General features: G+C 60.9%; 12 protein-coding genes and 1 riboswitch. Of the genes, 10 read left to right on the forward strand and 2 right to left on the reverse strand.

What is annotated here, in order from left to right:
- Positions 1-42: 42 nt before the first annotated feature.
- Positions 43-1,923: a diguanylate cyclase domain-containing protein gene (locus tag ACMGF9_RS11715; RefSeq protein ID WP_015377872.1), complete on the reverse strand. Its 1,881-nt coding sequence runs from the start codon at positions 1,921-1,923 to the stop codon at positions 43-45.
- Between the two features lie 176 nt (positions 1,924-2,099).
- Positions 2,100-2,175, forward strand: a riboswitch (Fluoride riboswitch).
- Positions 2,176-2,215: 40 nt separating this feature from the next.
- Between ACMGF9_RS11715 and ACMGF9_RS11720 the strand changes: the two genes are divergently transcribed.
- The 3 genes from ACMGF9_RS11720 to eno are packed head-to-tail and all read left to right on the forward strand — an operon-like array spanning position 2,216 to position 4,913.
- The gene (locus ACMGF9_RS11720; protein WP_080497467.1) at positions 2,216-3,181 is read left to right on the forward strand and encodes a DHHA2 domain-containing protein; all 966 of its coding nucleotides are present in this window, start codon (positions 2,216-2,218) and stop codon (positions 3,179-3,181) included.
- A 3-nt stretch (positions 3,182-3,184) separates the two neighbouring features.
- Positions 3,185-3,613 (forward strand): hypothetical protein, encoded by a 429-nt coding sequence (locus ACMGF9_RS11725; protein WP_004937850.1) that lies wholly within the window; start codon positions 3,185-3,187, stop codon positions 3,611-3,613.
- Between the two features lie 16 nt (positions 3,614-3,629).
- Positions 3,630-4,913 carry a phosphopyruvate hydratase gene (gene eno / locus ACMGF9_RS11730; protein ID WP_075684958.1) on the forward strand — a complete coding sequence of 428 codons (1,284 nt, stop codon included), beginning with the start codon at positions 3,630-3,632 and terminating at the stop codon, positions 4,911-4,913.
- On the opposite strand, the gene ACMGF9_RS11735 is transcribed toward eno, so the two are convergent.
- Positions 4,910-5,317 (reverse strand): MerR family transcriptional regulator, encoded by a 408-nt coding sequence (locus tag ACMGF9_RS11735; RefSeq protein ID WP_004937845.1) that lies wholly within the window; start codon positions 5,315-5,317, stop codon positions 4,910-4,912. The genes eno and ACMGF9_RS11735 overlap by 4 nt on opposite strands.
- 72 nt (positions 5,318-5,389) lie before the next feature.
- Here ACMGF9_RS11735 and ACMGF9_RS11740 point away from each other — a divergent pair, with 72 nt between their 5' ends.
- From ACMGF9_RS11740 to pqqB, 7 genes are all read left to right on the forward strand, one after another.
- Positions 5,390-6,610 (forward strand): NADH:flavin oxidoreductase/NADH oxidase family protein, encoded by a 1,221-nt coding sequence (locus ACMGF9_RS11740; protein WP_414160249.1) that lies wholly within the window; start codon positions 5,390-5,392, stop codon positions 6,608-6,610.
- 505 nt (positions 6,611-7,115) lie between these two features.
- Entirely contained in the window at positions 7,116-8,498 is a 1,383-nt protein-coding gene (locus tag ACMGF9_RS11745) for a diaminobutyrate--2-oxoglutarate transaminase (RefSeq protein ID WP_004937838.1), read from the forward strand.
- Positions 8,499-8,516: 18 nt separating this feature from the next.
- Complete coding sequence (locus ACMGF9_RS11750) at positions 8,517-9,986, forward strand: pyridoxal phosphate-dependent decarboxylase family protein (RefSeq protein WP_031299643.1); 1,470 nt, start codon at positions 8,517-8,519, stop codon at positions 9,984-9,986.
- A gap of 138 nt (positions 9,987-10,124) precedes the next feature.
- Complete coding sequence (locus ACMGF9_RS11755; RefSeq protein WP_015377867.1) at positions 10,125-11,048, forward strand: LysR family transcriptional regulator; 924 nt, start codon at positions 10,125-10,127, stop codon at positions 11,046-11,048.
- A gap of 136 nt (positions 11,049-11,184) precedes the next feature.
- On the forward strand, positions 11,185-12,234 hold the full coding sequence (locus ACMGF9_RS11760; protein WP_015377866.1) for a dipeptidase: 1,050 nt from the start codon (positions 11,185-11,187) through the stop codon (positions 12,232-12,234).
- 117 nt (positions 12,235-12,351) lie between these two features.
- On the forward strand, positions 12,352-12,429 hold the full coding sequence (gene pqqA / locus ACMGF9_RS11765) for a pyrroloquinoline quinone precursor peptide PqqA (RefSeq protein ID WP_004937827.1): 78 nt from the start codon (positions 12,352-12,354) through the stop codon (positions 12,427-12,429).
- Between the two features lie 58 nt (positions 12,430-12,487).
- A complete protein-coding gene (gene pqqB, locus ACMGF9_RS11770) occupies positions 12,488-13,399 on the forward strand; it encodes a pyrroloquinoline quinone biosynthesis protein PqqB (RefSeq protein ID WP_076741260.1) in 912 nt (303 codons plus the stop codon).
- The last annotated feature ends 7 nt before the right edge of the window (positions 13,400-13,406 follow it).

Genomic DNA, 13,406 nt, shown 5'->3' on the forward strand with positions numbered 1-13,406 from the left:
AAAGAAAAAACAGCTTACCCTGAGACCGCCACCGTTGCACGCTCACAGCTCGCAGATGGCATAAGTGCCCTTTCCGGCCGATTTCGCCTGATACATTGCGCCGTCGGCGCGGGTCAGCAGCATCTCCTCCGTCACATCGCCGCATGGGGAAATGGCCGCGCCGATGCTGGCGGAAAGCCGTACCTTCTGCGGCCCGATCTGCGTAATTTTGGCCAGTTGCGCCAACACGTTTTCGCAAAATTCGCTGACTTCGCGCCGCGGATCCGTCAACGGCCACAGGATCACCGTGAACTCGTCACCGGCCAGGCGCGAGACGCTGTGGTGCTCGCCGGCGCAGGCGCTGAGCAATGTGGCGAATGTCTTCAAGATCGCGTCGCCGAAGTCATGACCATAGCTGTCGTTAAGGGTTTTGAACCCGTCGAGATCGATAAACAACAGCGCCATCTGCCGCTGATGGCAACAGGCCTGCAGCGTGCCCGACAACCGGCGCAGAAACGCGCGGCGATTGGTCAATCCGGTCAGCATGTCGTGGGTTGCGTCATATTCCAGCCGCTGCTGCAGCCGCTTCAACTCGGTAATGTCCATCGACAGAATGTAAAACCCCTGCGCTTCACACGGCACCAGCGTGGTGTGGATCATCAGCAACCCCTTCTGGGTCTGGAGCTCATTCTCGAAACTCACCATTTCGCCCGCGAGGGCCCGTTCGATCATCGGTTTTGCTATCCGATAAACGCTTTCCCCCATGAAATCGCGCACCGTCATTTCTCTGAGACTGGACTCCTCCAGCCCGAACCAGGTTTTGTAGGCGCTGTTGGCGAACAGGTAGCGTTCATTGCCGTCGATCTGGCTGATTAAGGCCGGCATGTTGTCGGTAATGGCGCGCAAACGCTCCTTCTCCGCACTGAGCTGACATTCGGCGAGCACCCGGGTTTCAATCTCTTCGTTGAGTTTCTTGACGACCACGTTCAGCTCTCGCGTGCGGATTTCGACGCGTTGTTCCAGCTCGTGTTGCAGAGCGAACAGATCGGCCTCCGCCGCCTTGCGCTCGCTGATATCGACGATAACCGAGATGAAATGGTCCGGCTTGCCGTTAGGCAGCCGGTTTAACGCCACCGTCAGCTGCACCCAGATGATCGAGCCGTCGGCGCGGAAATAACGTTTCTCCAGCGAGTAAGTGCTGATCTCGTTTCTCAGCAGCTGCTGCAGTTTTTCCAGATCGGTGTTGAGATCGAGCGGATAGGTAATGTCCTGAAAGGTGCGATCCATCAGCTCGCGCTCGGAATAGCGCAACATTTCGCAGATGCGCGGATTGACCCGCAGCCAATACCCCTGCAGCGACACCAGCGCCATCCCTACCGCCGCCTGGGCGAAGGTCTGTTCGAACAGGGCTTCCGAGCGTTGCAGATTGGACTTCAGGTTTTCGGTATAGACGTGGCGTTCAATGCTCTGCAAATACTCCTCCACCACGGCAGCGAAATCGTGCAGGTCAGCCAGTTGTTCCGGGGAAAACGGCTGCGGCTGGCTGTCGATAATGCACAGGGTACCGAGCGGCAAGCCGTCGAGCGACAGCAGTGGCTGCCCGACGTAAAAACCGATCCGCGGCCCGCCAATCACCAGCGGATTATCGAAAAAGCGCGGGTCTTTGGCGGTATCGGGCACCACCAGCGCTTCGCGTTGCAAGATAGCATGGCCGCAAAACGAGATATTGCGCGGCGTTTCCCGGGCATCCAGACCGTAACGCGATAAAAACCATTGGCGATCCCGGTCGATCAGCGACACCAGCGCGATGGTCACGCCGAAGTATTTCGCCGCCAACCGCGTGATGCGATCCAGTTTTTCCACCGAGTTTGAATCCAGCACGTTCAGCGAATGCAATACCGACAGGCGTTCGGCTTCGTTTTCGGGGAAGCAGGGTTCGAGCATGTTGTCTCCCATTGTGTCACCGACGGACCCGGCATAGCCGGCGTGAGTCCGTTCAGCGTTTCCGTCGATTAGCGGCAAATATCCTTGTCCATCATAGACTCACTCAGTATCAATCCGATTGCGCATTCTCGCCAGCTTTGCCAGGCGTTGCGTTTGTCACCGCGCTGCGCTACAGTCGTTCACAAGGTGATGGTGTTCCACCTTTCCCAACCGCCGCGTTCGCTCGAACCGGATGATGACGCCTGATATACAACTTCGCTTTATTTTTTAGGCAGGTATGTCAGGAGTCGCTATGAATGAAATCTCACGCTTTACCCCTTTTCCACTCCAGCCCGATGCCGACGCGCGGGAAATGCCGCTTTACGTTTTCGGCCATAAAAATCCCGACAGCGACAGCATCTGCAGCGCGCTGGTGGTCGCGGACTGGCTCAATCACCTCGGCAAACCGGCCGTCGCTTTCCGCCTTGGCGAACTGACGCCGGAAACCCGCTACATACTGGCCGCCGCCGGCGTACAAGCGCCTGCGCTGCTGACAGAAGATCTCCGTGACCGTAAAGTCTGGCTGGTCGATTTTACCGACGTCGAACAAGGGCCGGCCTCATTGCCCGACAGCGATGTGGTCGGCGTTATCGACCATCACCGGCTGGGCACGTTAGTCACTCGCAACCCGCCCGATGTCTGGGTTCGCGCCGTCGGCTGTTGCGCCACCGTGATCCTGCAGATCCTGGCGGCGGAAAGGCCGATGCCGCTTTCTTCCGCCCAGGCCACGCTGCTGCTGGGCGCCATTTTGAGCGATACCGTCGCGCTGAGCGCGCCGACCGCCACCGAACAGGATCGGCTGGCGGTCTCGCGGTTGCGCGCAATTGCTCATGTCGACTATGACGCCTTCACCGCCGGCCTGCTCGCCGCCAAAACCGATCTCTCGGGGCAATCCGCCGCGCAGTTGCTGCACCGCGACGCCAAGAATTACCGCATCCAGAGCGTCTCGCTGCTGCTGTCGCAGATAGAAGTGCGGACCATGAGCGACATCGATCCGCTGTTGCCCGCACTGCAACAGGCGCTTGAACACGCGAAGCAGGAAGCCGGGCTGGAGATGGCCGCGCTATTGGTCACCGATATCACCTGCCGTCGCTCCACCCTGTATTTCTCGCCGAACCAGGTGCTCGACATTCGTCAGGTGTCTCTGCCCGGCATGACGAGCCGGAAAAAAGAGGTTTTACCGTGGTTAACCCGCCAGATCGCTAACGCAGGGAGATAAGTCATGCCGCTCTACCAACATGCTTTACTGCTGGTGCAGGATGAACGCGACGGCCGGCTGCTGTTGCATCATGCCGAACGCCTCAATCAGCAGATGAATACGCGCATCACCGTAGCGCACATCAGCGCCGACTATGCCGAGCTGGACTACCTCAGCGATTCGCTGACCAAAGATCGCCAGTCCAGCGAGGTGATCGCCGCCAAGGCCATGCTCAGCCGTCTGGTGGAGGACTGCTCAATCCCCCTGGAGGTGCGCGCAATTGTCAGTATCCATCGCTTCAAAGACGTCGAAGCCCTGATTGCCCGCGAAGGCGTCGATCTGTTGCTGTTAGGCCATCAGAACCGTCCGTTCGGCGTCTTTTCCTCCTTCGGCTTCGAGTTCATTAACCATTTGTCCATCGACGTGCTGATAAAGCATGTGCCAACTCCCTAGAATGAGGTGACTACCCATGAGCTATGAGATTGAAAGCGTAACCGCCAGAGAAATCCTGGATTCGCGCGGCAACCCGACCGTCGAAGTCGAAATGAGCGCGGCGGGCGTCGTAGCCCGGGCTTCGGTCCCCTCCGGCGCCAGCACCGGGTCGCGCGAGGCGGTGGAGCACCGCGACGGCGATCCGCGCCGTTTCGGCGGCAAAGGCGTATTGGAGGCGGTGCACAGCGTCAAAACGGCGATCAATGAGGCGCTGCGCGGGGTGGATGTGCGCCAACAACAGGAGATTGACCGCCGGCTGATCGCGCTGGACGGCAGCGAGAACAAGAGTCGATTGGGGGCCAACGCCCTGCTCGGCGTTTCTCTGGCCGCCGCCCGCCTCGCGGCGCAATTGTCTCAGTTGCCGCTGTATCGTTATCTGGGCGGCATCGGCGCCAACCTGCTGCCGGTGCCCTGCATGAATATCATCAACGGCGGCGTGCACGCCCGTTGGCAAGGGGCGGACTTTCAGGAGTTTATGATAGCCCCTCTGGGCGCGCCGTCGCTGCGCGAGGCCGTGCGCTGGGGCAGTGAAGTCTATCAGGCGCTGCGCCAAATCCTGTTGGAACAAGGCCTGTCGGTCGGCGTCGGCGACGAAGGCGGTTTCGCGCCGGCGGTCGCCTCAAACCGCCAGCCGCTGGAGCTGATCGTGCAGGCGATAGAGAAAGCCGGCTACCGACCGGGAGAAGATATCGCTATCTGCATGGATCCGGCCTCGAGTGAATTCTACGCCGACGGCAAATACCGCCTGCGCAGCGAGAACCTCGAGTTGGACGCAACCCAGATGACGGCCTATTACCAGCGGCTGGTACAGGATTTCCCCATTGTGCTGATTGAAGATGGCTTGGCTGAGGACGACTGGGCCGGCTGGCGTATTCTGAGCGACGCCCTGGGCGACCAGGTGGAGCTGGTCGGCGACGATCTGTTCGTCACCAACGTGAAATACATCCAGCGCGGGATTGATGAACGGTTGGCTAATGCCGCGCTGATCAAGCTGAACCAGATCGGCACGCTGAGCGAAACCTTCGCCGCCGTGCAGCTTTGCCAGGCAAACGGCTGGGGCGCCTTTATCTCGCACCGCAGCGGCGAAACCGTCGACAGCTTTATCGCCGATATGACGGTTGCGATGCGAGCCGGCCATGTGAAAACCGGCGCGCCGTGCCGCGGTGAGCGCATCGAAAAATACAATCAGCTGATGCGCATTGAGGACCAATTGGGCACCGCGGCGGTATATGCCGGGCGCTCCGCCTTTAAACGCCGCTAATCTGTGCAGGCCGGCCACGCACCGGCCAACTTTTCATTTTTGACCTGGCATAACCCCGCCACGCCGGATTCCAGCAAGGTAAGTCGGGTCGCCAGCAATGCTTCTCGCTGCTCATTCAGCGTGACCAACATCCGCTCGATTTCCGCCAGACGGGTCTCGACGCCCTGTATCAACCCATCCTCATAAGCGCTGCCCTGCAGCGCCAGCACGCGTTGGATCGCCTGCAGCGAAAAGCCCAGATTCTGGCCAATTTGAATCAGATGCAGCCGTTCCAGCGCGCTTTCGCTATACACCCGATAACCGTTGACGCCGCGCACCGCTTTGGGCAGCAGACCCTGCTGCTCGTAGTAGCGTATCGCCGAGGCGGCCACGCCGGCCCGTTCCGCCAATTCTCCGATCTTCATGCCCTATTGACCTTAAAGTTAACTTTAAACCTAGTATAGCGCCATTCCCCCTGCGACAGGAGCGCAAACCCGATGTTTACCCCACTGACACTGCCCAACGGCAGCCGCCTGACCAACCGTTTGGCCAAAGCCGCGTTGGAAGAAAATTTGGCCGATGAAGGCCAACTGCCCGGCCCCGCGCTATGGCGCTTGTATCGCCGCTGGGGTATCGGCGGCGCCGGTCTTATCATCACCGGCAACGTGATGATCGACGGCCGCGCCATGACCGGACCCGGCGGCGTGGTGCTGGAACAGGATACGCCGCTCGCCTCGTTCGAAACCTGGGCCAAGGCCGCGCGCCAGGAAGGCGCGCAGGTTTGGATGCAGCTCAGCCACCCGGGCCGCCAGGTAATGGCCGACATGGGTGGCAACGCCTGGGCGCCCTCCGCCATTCCGATGGCCATGGGTAAGTACAGTAAAGCGTTCGCGCAGCCGGAAGCCATGAGCGAAGCGCAGATTGCCGAGGTGATCGCCCGCTTTGCCGCCAGCGCGCACGCCGCCGAACGGGCCGGTTTTACCGGCGTGCAGATCCACGCGGCGCATGGCTACCTGATCTCTCAGTTTTTGTCGCCGTTGGCCAACCAGCGCAGCGATCGTTGGGGGGGCGAACTGGCAAATCGCGCCCGCCTGCTGCTGGAGGTGGTGCGCGCGGTGCGCAAGCGGGTCTCGCCAGGTTTTTGCGTGGCGGTAAAGCTCAATTCCGCCGATTTTCAGCGCGGCGGCTTTTCGCCGGACGAAGCCCGGCAGGTGTTGCTGATGCTCAACGAACTGCCGGTCGATCTGGTGGAGTTATCGGGCGGGAGCTATGAAAGCCCGGCGATGCAGGGCGAAACGGCAGACGACAGTACCCTGGCGCGTGAAGCCTATTTCCTGACCTTTGCCCGCGATCTCGCCGCAGTAGCCCGCATGCCGGTGATGACCACCGGCGGCATCACCCGCCCGACGGTGGCGCAACGGGTGCTGAACAGCGGCGTCGCGGTGGTCGGCATCGCCACCGCCATGGCGGAAATTCCCGATCTGCCGCGCCGTTGGCAAACCGGCGAAGCCCCTCATGCGCTGCCCGCGCCGGTAAAATGGCGCGACAAAACGCTGACGCTGCTCGCCCGCATGGCGCTGATCAAGCGCCGCATGCACGCTCTGAGCCGCAATCGGACGCGCAACGTGCGTTACTCCCCGCTGTGGTCGCTGCTCATCGATCGGTGGCGCACCCGCCGCACTCTGCGGCGCTATCATGCCTGGTTACGGCAACGTTAATGACCGCGGCGCCGGCAGACATGCCGGCACCGCACAAAAATCCCGCTGTTTTGATCGCGCTACGTAAAATCTGCAAGAAATCACCACTCTGGATACTGCGCTTTTAACGCTCGACCGCTTATATTCATCACAAATTTTGTGTATATAACCGCTATAGGACTTAAGGTGGTGAATAGATGAAAATAAGCCGCTATTTTCTATTTATGTTATTAATCGGAAATTCACCTTAATAATAAATGCATTAAAGAAGCAGCCAAAGGAAAGCAGAAAAGGATTTTTACGCAATGTTAAAGAAATGTTGTTTTCTGCCGGCAAAACCAACGGTCAACAAATCAACAACATATTGATGAGCCTAAGAAAAAACTAAACAATTCAAAACAAAATCGGCTATTGAGTCCCAGGCGAAAAAGCCATATATTGGTCGCGCTTTTCACAAGGCAGTTACTTTTCTAATTCATTAATTCAATCGTTGCGTCTTGAGACCTTCGGTTGTAGGAGAGATATGATGACGGATAAAGTCCGTATTGATACTTTAGTTGCAAACTCATTAAACGGAAACAATGAAACCTATTTGGCGCGTCAAGCCGAATTTGAGTCGAATGTTAGGAGTTATCCGCGCAAATTGCCGTTGGCAATTGCGAAAGCCCAGGGCGTTTGGATCACTGATGTTGAGAATAATCAATATCTTGATTGCCTGGCCGGGGCGGGAACGTTGGCTCTTGGACATAATCACCCCGACGTCCTGCAAAGCATCCAAAATGTCATTACCAGCGGCTTGCCGTTACATACTCTCGATCTCACGACCCCGTTGAAAGATCGTTTCTCCGATTACCTGCTCTCTCTGTTGCCTGGCGAAGGCAAAGAGTATTGCCTGCAGTTCTGCGGCCCGTCCGGCGCCGATGCGGTGGAAGCCGCGCTGAAGCTGGCGAAAAAGCACACCGGCCGTTCCGGCGTGATCAGCTTCTCCGGCGGTTATCATGGCATGACCCATGGCGCGCTGTCGGTCACCGGCAACCTGTCGCCGAAGGCGGCGATCAACGGCATGATGCCGGAAGTGCAGTTCATGCCTTATCCGCATGAATACCGCTGCCCGCTGGGCATCGGCGGTGAAGCCGGCGTCAAGGCGCTGACCTACTACTTCGACAACCTGATCAACGACGTGGAAAGCGGCGTGCGTAAACCGGCTGCGGTGATCCTGGAAGCCGTTCAGGGCGAAGGCGGGGTTAACCCGGCGCCGGCCGAGTGGCTGCAGCGCATCCGCAAAGTGACCCAGGAACACGGCATTCTGCTGATCATCGACGAAGTTCAGGCCGGTTTCGCCCGTACGGGCAAGCTGTTCGCCTTCGAACACGCGGGCATCGAGCCGGACATCATCGTGATGTCGAAAGCGGTCGGCGGCGGCTTGCCGCTCGCGGTGCTGGGCATCAAAAAAGAGTTCGACGCCTGGGAACCGGGCCACCACACCGGCACCTTCCGCGGCAACCAGCTGGCGATGGCCACCGGCCTGACCACCCTGCAGTACCTGAAAGAGCATAAGGTCGCCGACAAAGTGGCCGCTCAGGGTGAGTGGCTGAAAGGCAAGCTGGCCGAGCTGCAGAAACGTTATCCGGTGATCGGTCACGTCCGCGGTCTGGGCCTGATGATCGGCATCGAGATCGTCAAGCCGAACGAAGCGCAGGATCACATGGGCTGCTACCCGGCCGATGGCGAGCTGTCCGCGCTGCTGCAGAAGAAATGCTTCGAATCCGGTCTGATCCTGGAGCGCGGCGGGCGCAATGGCTGCGTGCTGCGTCTGCTGCCTTCGCTGCTGATCACCAACGATGAGCTGGGTATTTTCCTGGATAAATTTGAGCAGGCGCTGTTGGCCGCCGGCGTCAAGCCAGTCTGATTGGAGCGAATGACCGCGATGTCCAAGTTAAACCCGATTCTGGCTTCCTCGGCGCACAGCGCCGAGGCTTACCGCCAGGCGATCGCGCAGAGCAGTGAAGCCGTCGTGCAGTGGCTGCAACAGCCCGAGATGTATCAGGGCAAAAGCGTTGCCGAACTGCGCGAGCGCATCCAGCTCGACTTCACCCCGCAAGGCCTGGGCAACCAGGCGGCGATCGAGCGCGCCATCGAGTACTTTTTGAAAGACAGCCTGTCGGTGCACCACCCGCAATGCGTGGCTCACCTGCACTGCCCGAGCCTGGTGATTAGCCAGGCCGCCGAAGTGCTGATCAACGCCACCAACCAAAGCATGGACTCCTGGGATCAGAGCCCGTCGGCCACGCTGATCGAAATGAAATTGATCGAGTGGCTGCGCGCCCAGGTCGGTTACCAGCCCGGCGACGCCGGGGTGTTCACCAGCGGCGGCACCCAGAGCAACCTGATGGGGCTGATGCTGGCGCGCGATGCGTTCTTCGCGCGTCAGGGCCACTCCGTGCAGCAGGACGGTCTGGTGGGCGATCTGCGCAAGCTGAAAGTGTTCTGTTCTGAAAACGCCCACTTCTCGGTGCAGAAGAACATGGCGCTGATGGGCCTCGGCTACCAGTCCGTCACCCTGGTGAAAACCGATCGCTTCGCCCGCATGGACGTGAACGATCTGGCGGACAAACTGGCGCAGGCGAAGGCCAACGGCGAGCAGGTGATGGCGATCGTCGCCACCGCCGGCACCACCGACGCCGGCGCGATCGACCCGCTGCGCGATATCGCGCGGCTGGCGGCGGAGCAGAAAATTTGGGTGCACGTGGATGCGGCCTGGGGCGGCGCGCTGCTGCTCTCCGAGCAGTACCGCGACTACCTGGACGGCCTGGAGTTGGTGGACTCCATCACCCTGGACTTCCACAAGCAGTTCTTCCAGACCATCAGCTGCGGCGCCTTCCTGCTGAAAGACGCGCGCCATTATGAGCTGATGCGCTATCAGGCGGCCTACCTGAACTCCGAGTTCGACGAGGCGCAAGGCGTGCCGAACCTGGTCTCCAAATCGCTGCAGACCACCCGCCGCTTCGATGCGTTGAAGCTGTGGATGGGGCTGGAAGCGCTGGGGCAGAAGCAATACGCCGAGATCATCGATCACGGCGTCACGCTGGCGCAACAGGTGGCGCGTTACATCGCCGACCAGGAATCGCTGGAACTGGTGATGCAGCCGCAGCTGGCCAGCGTGCTGTTCCGTTACCGTCCGGCGCAGCTGGCGGCGAAAGGCGACGCGGCCGTCGCCCTGTTCAACCAGCGCATCGGCGACGCCTTGCTGGAATCGGGCCGCGCCAACGTCGGCGTGACCGAGTTCGATGGCGTGACCTGCCTGAAGATGACGCTGCTGAACCCGATCGTGACGCTGGAAGACATCAAGCTGTTGCTGGCGCTGGTCGAGAAAACCGCACAGCAGCTGCCGGCGTAACGTCGTCCCCCTGCCTGTAAAGCCGATAACGTTTGTTATCGGCTTTTTTATTGCTCATCAATCGCAGGAGACGCAGCGCTTACGCTGATATACTGCAGCAAACGCCTTCCCTTATTTCCAGCGCCACAGGATAAACGCATGACCGACCCGGATTTCAACCTGCTGATCGCGCTCGACGCGCTGCTGACGGCGGGCAGCGTTGCCGGCGCGGCGCGCCGTCTCGGTTTAAGCCCCTCGGCGATGAGCCGCACCCTCAGCCGACTGCGCGCGGCCACCGGCGATCCGCTGTTGGTGCGCGCCGGCCGTCATATGGTGCTGACGCCCTATGCCGAAACGCTGTGCGAGCGGGCGCGGCACGCGACGTTCGAAGCACGCGCTGTGTTGCGCCCGGCGCAGGGAGCATTGGATCCCGCCGCGCTGGATCGTACCTTCACGCTGCGCGCCAACGACGGCTTCGTCGAGGCCTTCGGCCCGGCGCTGATCGCCGCCGCTGCCGAACAGGCGCCGCGGGCGCGGTTGCGCTTTGCGCCCAAGCCGGAGAAAAGCGACCGCCCCCTGCGTGAAGGGCTGGTCGATCTGGAGATCGGTGTGCTGGGTGACATGGGGCCGGAAATTCGCCTGCAGGCGCTGTTCCGCGATCGCTTCGTCGGCGTGATGAGAACCGCACATCCGCTAGCGCAGCAGCGCGAGATCGGCGCCGCCGACTACGCCGCCTGCGGCCACGTGGTGGCCTCGCGCAGCGGGCGCATCCTCGGGCCGGTAGACGCCGCGCTGGCGGAGCTGGGGCTGGCACGCCATATCGCCGCCGTGGTGCCGAGCTTTCCCGCCGCGCTGGCGGTGGCGCAAGCCTCGAACCTGTTGGCGTTGCTGCCCGCCTCTTTCCTGCAGGCTCAACCTGCCGATGGCCCGCTGCGCGTCTTCGAGCTGCCGGTAAGAACGCCGCCCATCACCGTCTCGCAGATGTGGCATCCGCGCCTGGACGCCGAGGCGGATCACCGCTGGCTGCGGCAGTTGGTGTTGGCCGTCTGCCGCCAACGCGTGCAGGAACCGCTTTGCGAATAGTGACAATGTCACTAAGTTTTGCCCTGCTGATGTCGAGTGATCTAGCCGACGGCAAAACCCCCATAGCCTGAGGGTTGTTCCCCCTCGCGCGATGGGAGAACATAGCATTCACGATGCCTGACTCAGTGAAATGCCCATGACGCTTCCCCCTCTCTGGCCGGTGTTCGACGGCCATAACGATCTGCTGCTCAACCTGTGGCTACAGCATGACGACGATCCGGTCGCCGCCTTTTATTCCCGCGTCACGCCGGGCCACCTCGATTTCTCCCGCATGCAGCGCGGCGGATTCTGCGGCGGGCTGTTCGCGGTATTTATTCCCCCGGTCAGCTATATCGCCCAGATGCGTAATCAAACGCCGGAGGAGGCGCAGGCCGCCTTCGATCCGCTGGCGATCGCCGAACGGCAGATCGCTATCCTTTATCAGCTGGAACAGGCTTCCCAGGGGCGGCTGCGCATCTGCCGCACCGCCGCCGAGATAGAACAGTGCCGCCTCAACCGGCAAATGGCCGCGGTGCTGCATATCGAAGGCGCCGGCATGATCGATGCGGAGCTGACGCAGTTGGAGGCCTTCTACCGGCTGGGCGTGCGCAGCATCGGGCCATTCTGGAATCTGCCGAACGCCTTCGGCACCGGCGTCAGCGGGCCGTTCCCCGGCTCCCCCGATACCGGCCCCGGCCTGACGCCGGCCGGCGAGGCGCTGATCCGCGCCTGCAACCAGCGCCGCATCATGATCGACGTCTCGCACATGAACGAGAAAACCTTCTGGCAAACCGCCGCGCTGAGCCGAGCACCGCTGGTCGCCACCCACTCCAACGTCCACGCCCTCTGCCCGCAGCCGCGCAACCTGACCGACGCACAGCTGGAGGCCATCTCCCAGAGCGGCGGGATAGTCGGCGTCAATTTCGGCACCGCCTTCCTGCGCGCTGACGGTAAACGTGACAGTGCAACGACCGACCTAACAGAAATTGTTAAACACGTTGAGTATTTGATCGCTAAACTTGGTGAAGATCGCGTGGGATTTGGCTCTGATTTTGACGGGGTCAACGTACCGCAACCGTTGGAGGACGCCGCCGGCCTGCCGCGCCTGACGCAAGCGCTGGCGCAGGCCGGGTTCGATAACCGGCTGCTGGAGAAGCTGACCTGGCGCAACTGGCTGAACGCGCTCGCCGCCACCTGGGGTGAATAACCCGGTTACGCTTTAAAGGTTGCGATCTTCGTCACATTTCGCCAACATTGGGCCGGCCTAATGCGAAAATTTCTCATTGGGCTCGAACTATCACGATGCATGTAAAGGAGCACCGCTATGACTACCTGGACTAAACCTGAGTTTGTTGACCTGCGTCTGGGGCTGGAAGTGACGCTGTACATTTCCAACCGTTAATCGCCCGTCTGCCCGCCTTTCGCGCGGGCATTTCTTTCCCTCTTTTTCTGGTTCAGACATGCAGATAAAAGTTCTCGGCTCGGCAGCGGGCGGCGGCTTTCCCCAGTGGAATTGCAACTGCGACAACTGCCGGGGCGTTCGCAGCCACAGCATCAACGCCACGCGCCGCACGCAGTCTTCCATCGCCGTCAGCGACGACGGTAAAAACTGGGTACTGTGCAACGTTTCACCGGACATTTGCCATCAGCTGCTGGCCTCGCCCGAATTGAACAATCCCGACGTGCTGCGCGGCACCGGCATCGGCGCGATCGTGCTGACCGACAGCCAGATCGATCACTGCGCGGGCTTGCTCAATTTGCGTGAGGGCTGCCCGCACCACGTCTGGTGCACCCCTGAAGTGCATGACGATCTCAGCACCGGCTTCCCGCTGTTTCCCATGCTCTCCCACTGGAACGGCGGGTTGATTCACCACCCGGTAACGCCCGGTGAACCTTTTCACACGGCGGTCTGCCCAAACGTGCGCTTCACCGCCATTCCATTGCTCAGCAACGCGCCCCCCTATTCGCCGTACCGCGATCGTCCGCTGCCGGGCCACAACGTGGCGCTGTTCATCGAAGATACCGCGCGCGGAGCCGGGCTGCTGTACGCACCGGGCCTCGGCGAGCCGGACGAGAACTTGATGCCCTGGCTGCGCCGGGCGGATTGCCTGCTGATCGACGGCACGCTGTGGCGCGACAACGAGCTGGCCAACGCCGGCGTGGGGCGCAATACCGGCAAGGACATGGGGCACCTGGCGCTGGCGGAAGAGCACGGGCTGGCGGCCCTGCTCAGCGCCTTGCCCGCCAAACGCAAGATCCTGATCCACATTAACAATACCAACCCGATCCTCAATGAAGACTCGGCAGAGCGGCAAAGTCTGACCGCCGCCGGCATCGAAGTGAGCTGGGACGGCATGAACATCGAACTGTAGGGAATCG

This window comes from Serratia sp. BNK-23 (assembly GCF_047456145.1).
Lineage (GTDB): Bacteria > Pseudomonadota > Gammaproteobacteria > Enterobacterales > Enterobacteriaceae > Serratia > Serratia nematodiphila.

Bases quoted from the DNA above. Each gene is read 5' to 3' on its own strand.
- pqqA (WP_004937827.1), top strand. From the start codon at position 12,352: ATGACTACCTGGACTAAACCTGAGTTTGTTGACCTGCGTCTGGGGCTG.
- ACMGF9_RS11755 (WP_015377867.1), top strand. From the start codon at position 10,125: ATGACCGACCCGGATTTCAACCTGCTGATCGCGCTCGACGCGCTGCTG.
- ACMGF9_RS11745 (WP_004937838.1), top strand. From the start codon at position 7,116: ATGACGGATAAAGTCCGTATTGATACTTTAGTTGCAAACTCATTAAAC.
- ACMGF9_RS11750 (WP_031299643.1), top strand. From the start codon at position 8,517: ATGTCCAAGTTAAACCCGATTCTGGCTTCCTCGGCGCACAGCGCCGAG.
- ACMGF9_RS11725 (WP_004937850.1), top strand. From the start codon at position 3,185: ATGCCGCTCTACCAACATGCTTTACTGCTGGTGCAGGATGAACGCGAC.
- eno (WP_075684958.1), top strand. From the start codon at position 3,630: ATGAGCTATGAGATTGAAAGCGTAACCGCCAGAGAAATCCTGGATTCG.
- ACMGF9_RS11740 (WP_414160249.1), top strand. From the start codon at position 5,390: ATGTTTACCCCACTGACACTGCCCAACGGCAGCCGCCTGACCAACCGT.
- ACMGF9_RS11720 (WP_080497467.1), top strand. From the start codon at position 2,216: ATGAATGAAATCTCACGCTTTACCCCTTTTCCACTCCAGCCCGATGCC.
- pqqB (WP_076741260.1), top strand. From the start codon at position 12,488: ATGCAGATAAAAGTTCTCGGCTCGGCAGCGGGCGGCGGCTTTCCCCAG.
- ACMGF9_RS11715 (WP_015377872.1), bottom strand. From the start codon at position 1,923: ATGCTCGAACCCTGCTTCCCCGAAAACGAAGCCGAACGCCTGTCGGTA.
- ACMGF9_RS11760 (WP_015377866.1), top strand. From the start codon at position 11,185: ATGACGCTTCCCCCTCTCTGGCCGGTGTTCGACGGCCATAACGATCTG.
- ACMGF9_RS11735 (WP_004937845.1), bottom strand. From the start codon at position 5,317: ATGAAGATCGGAGAATTGGCGGAACGGGCCGGCGTGGCCGCCTCGGCG.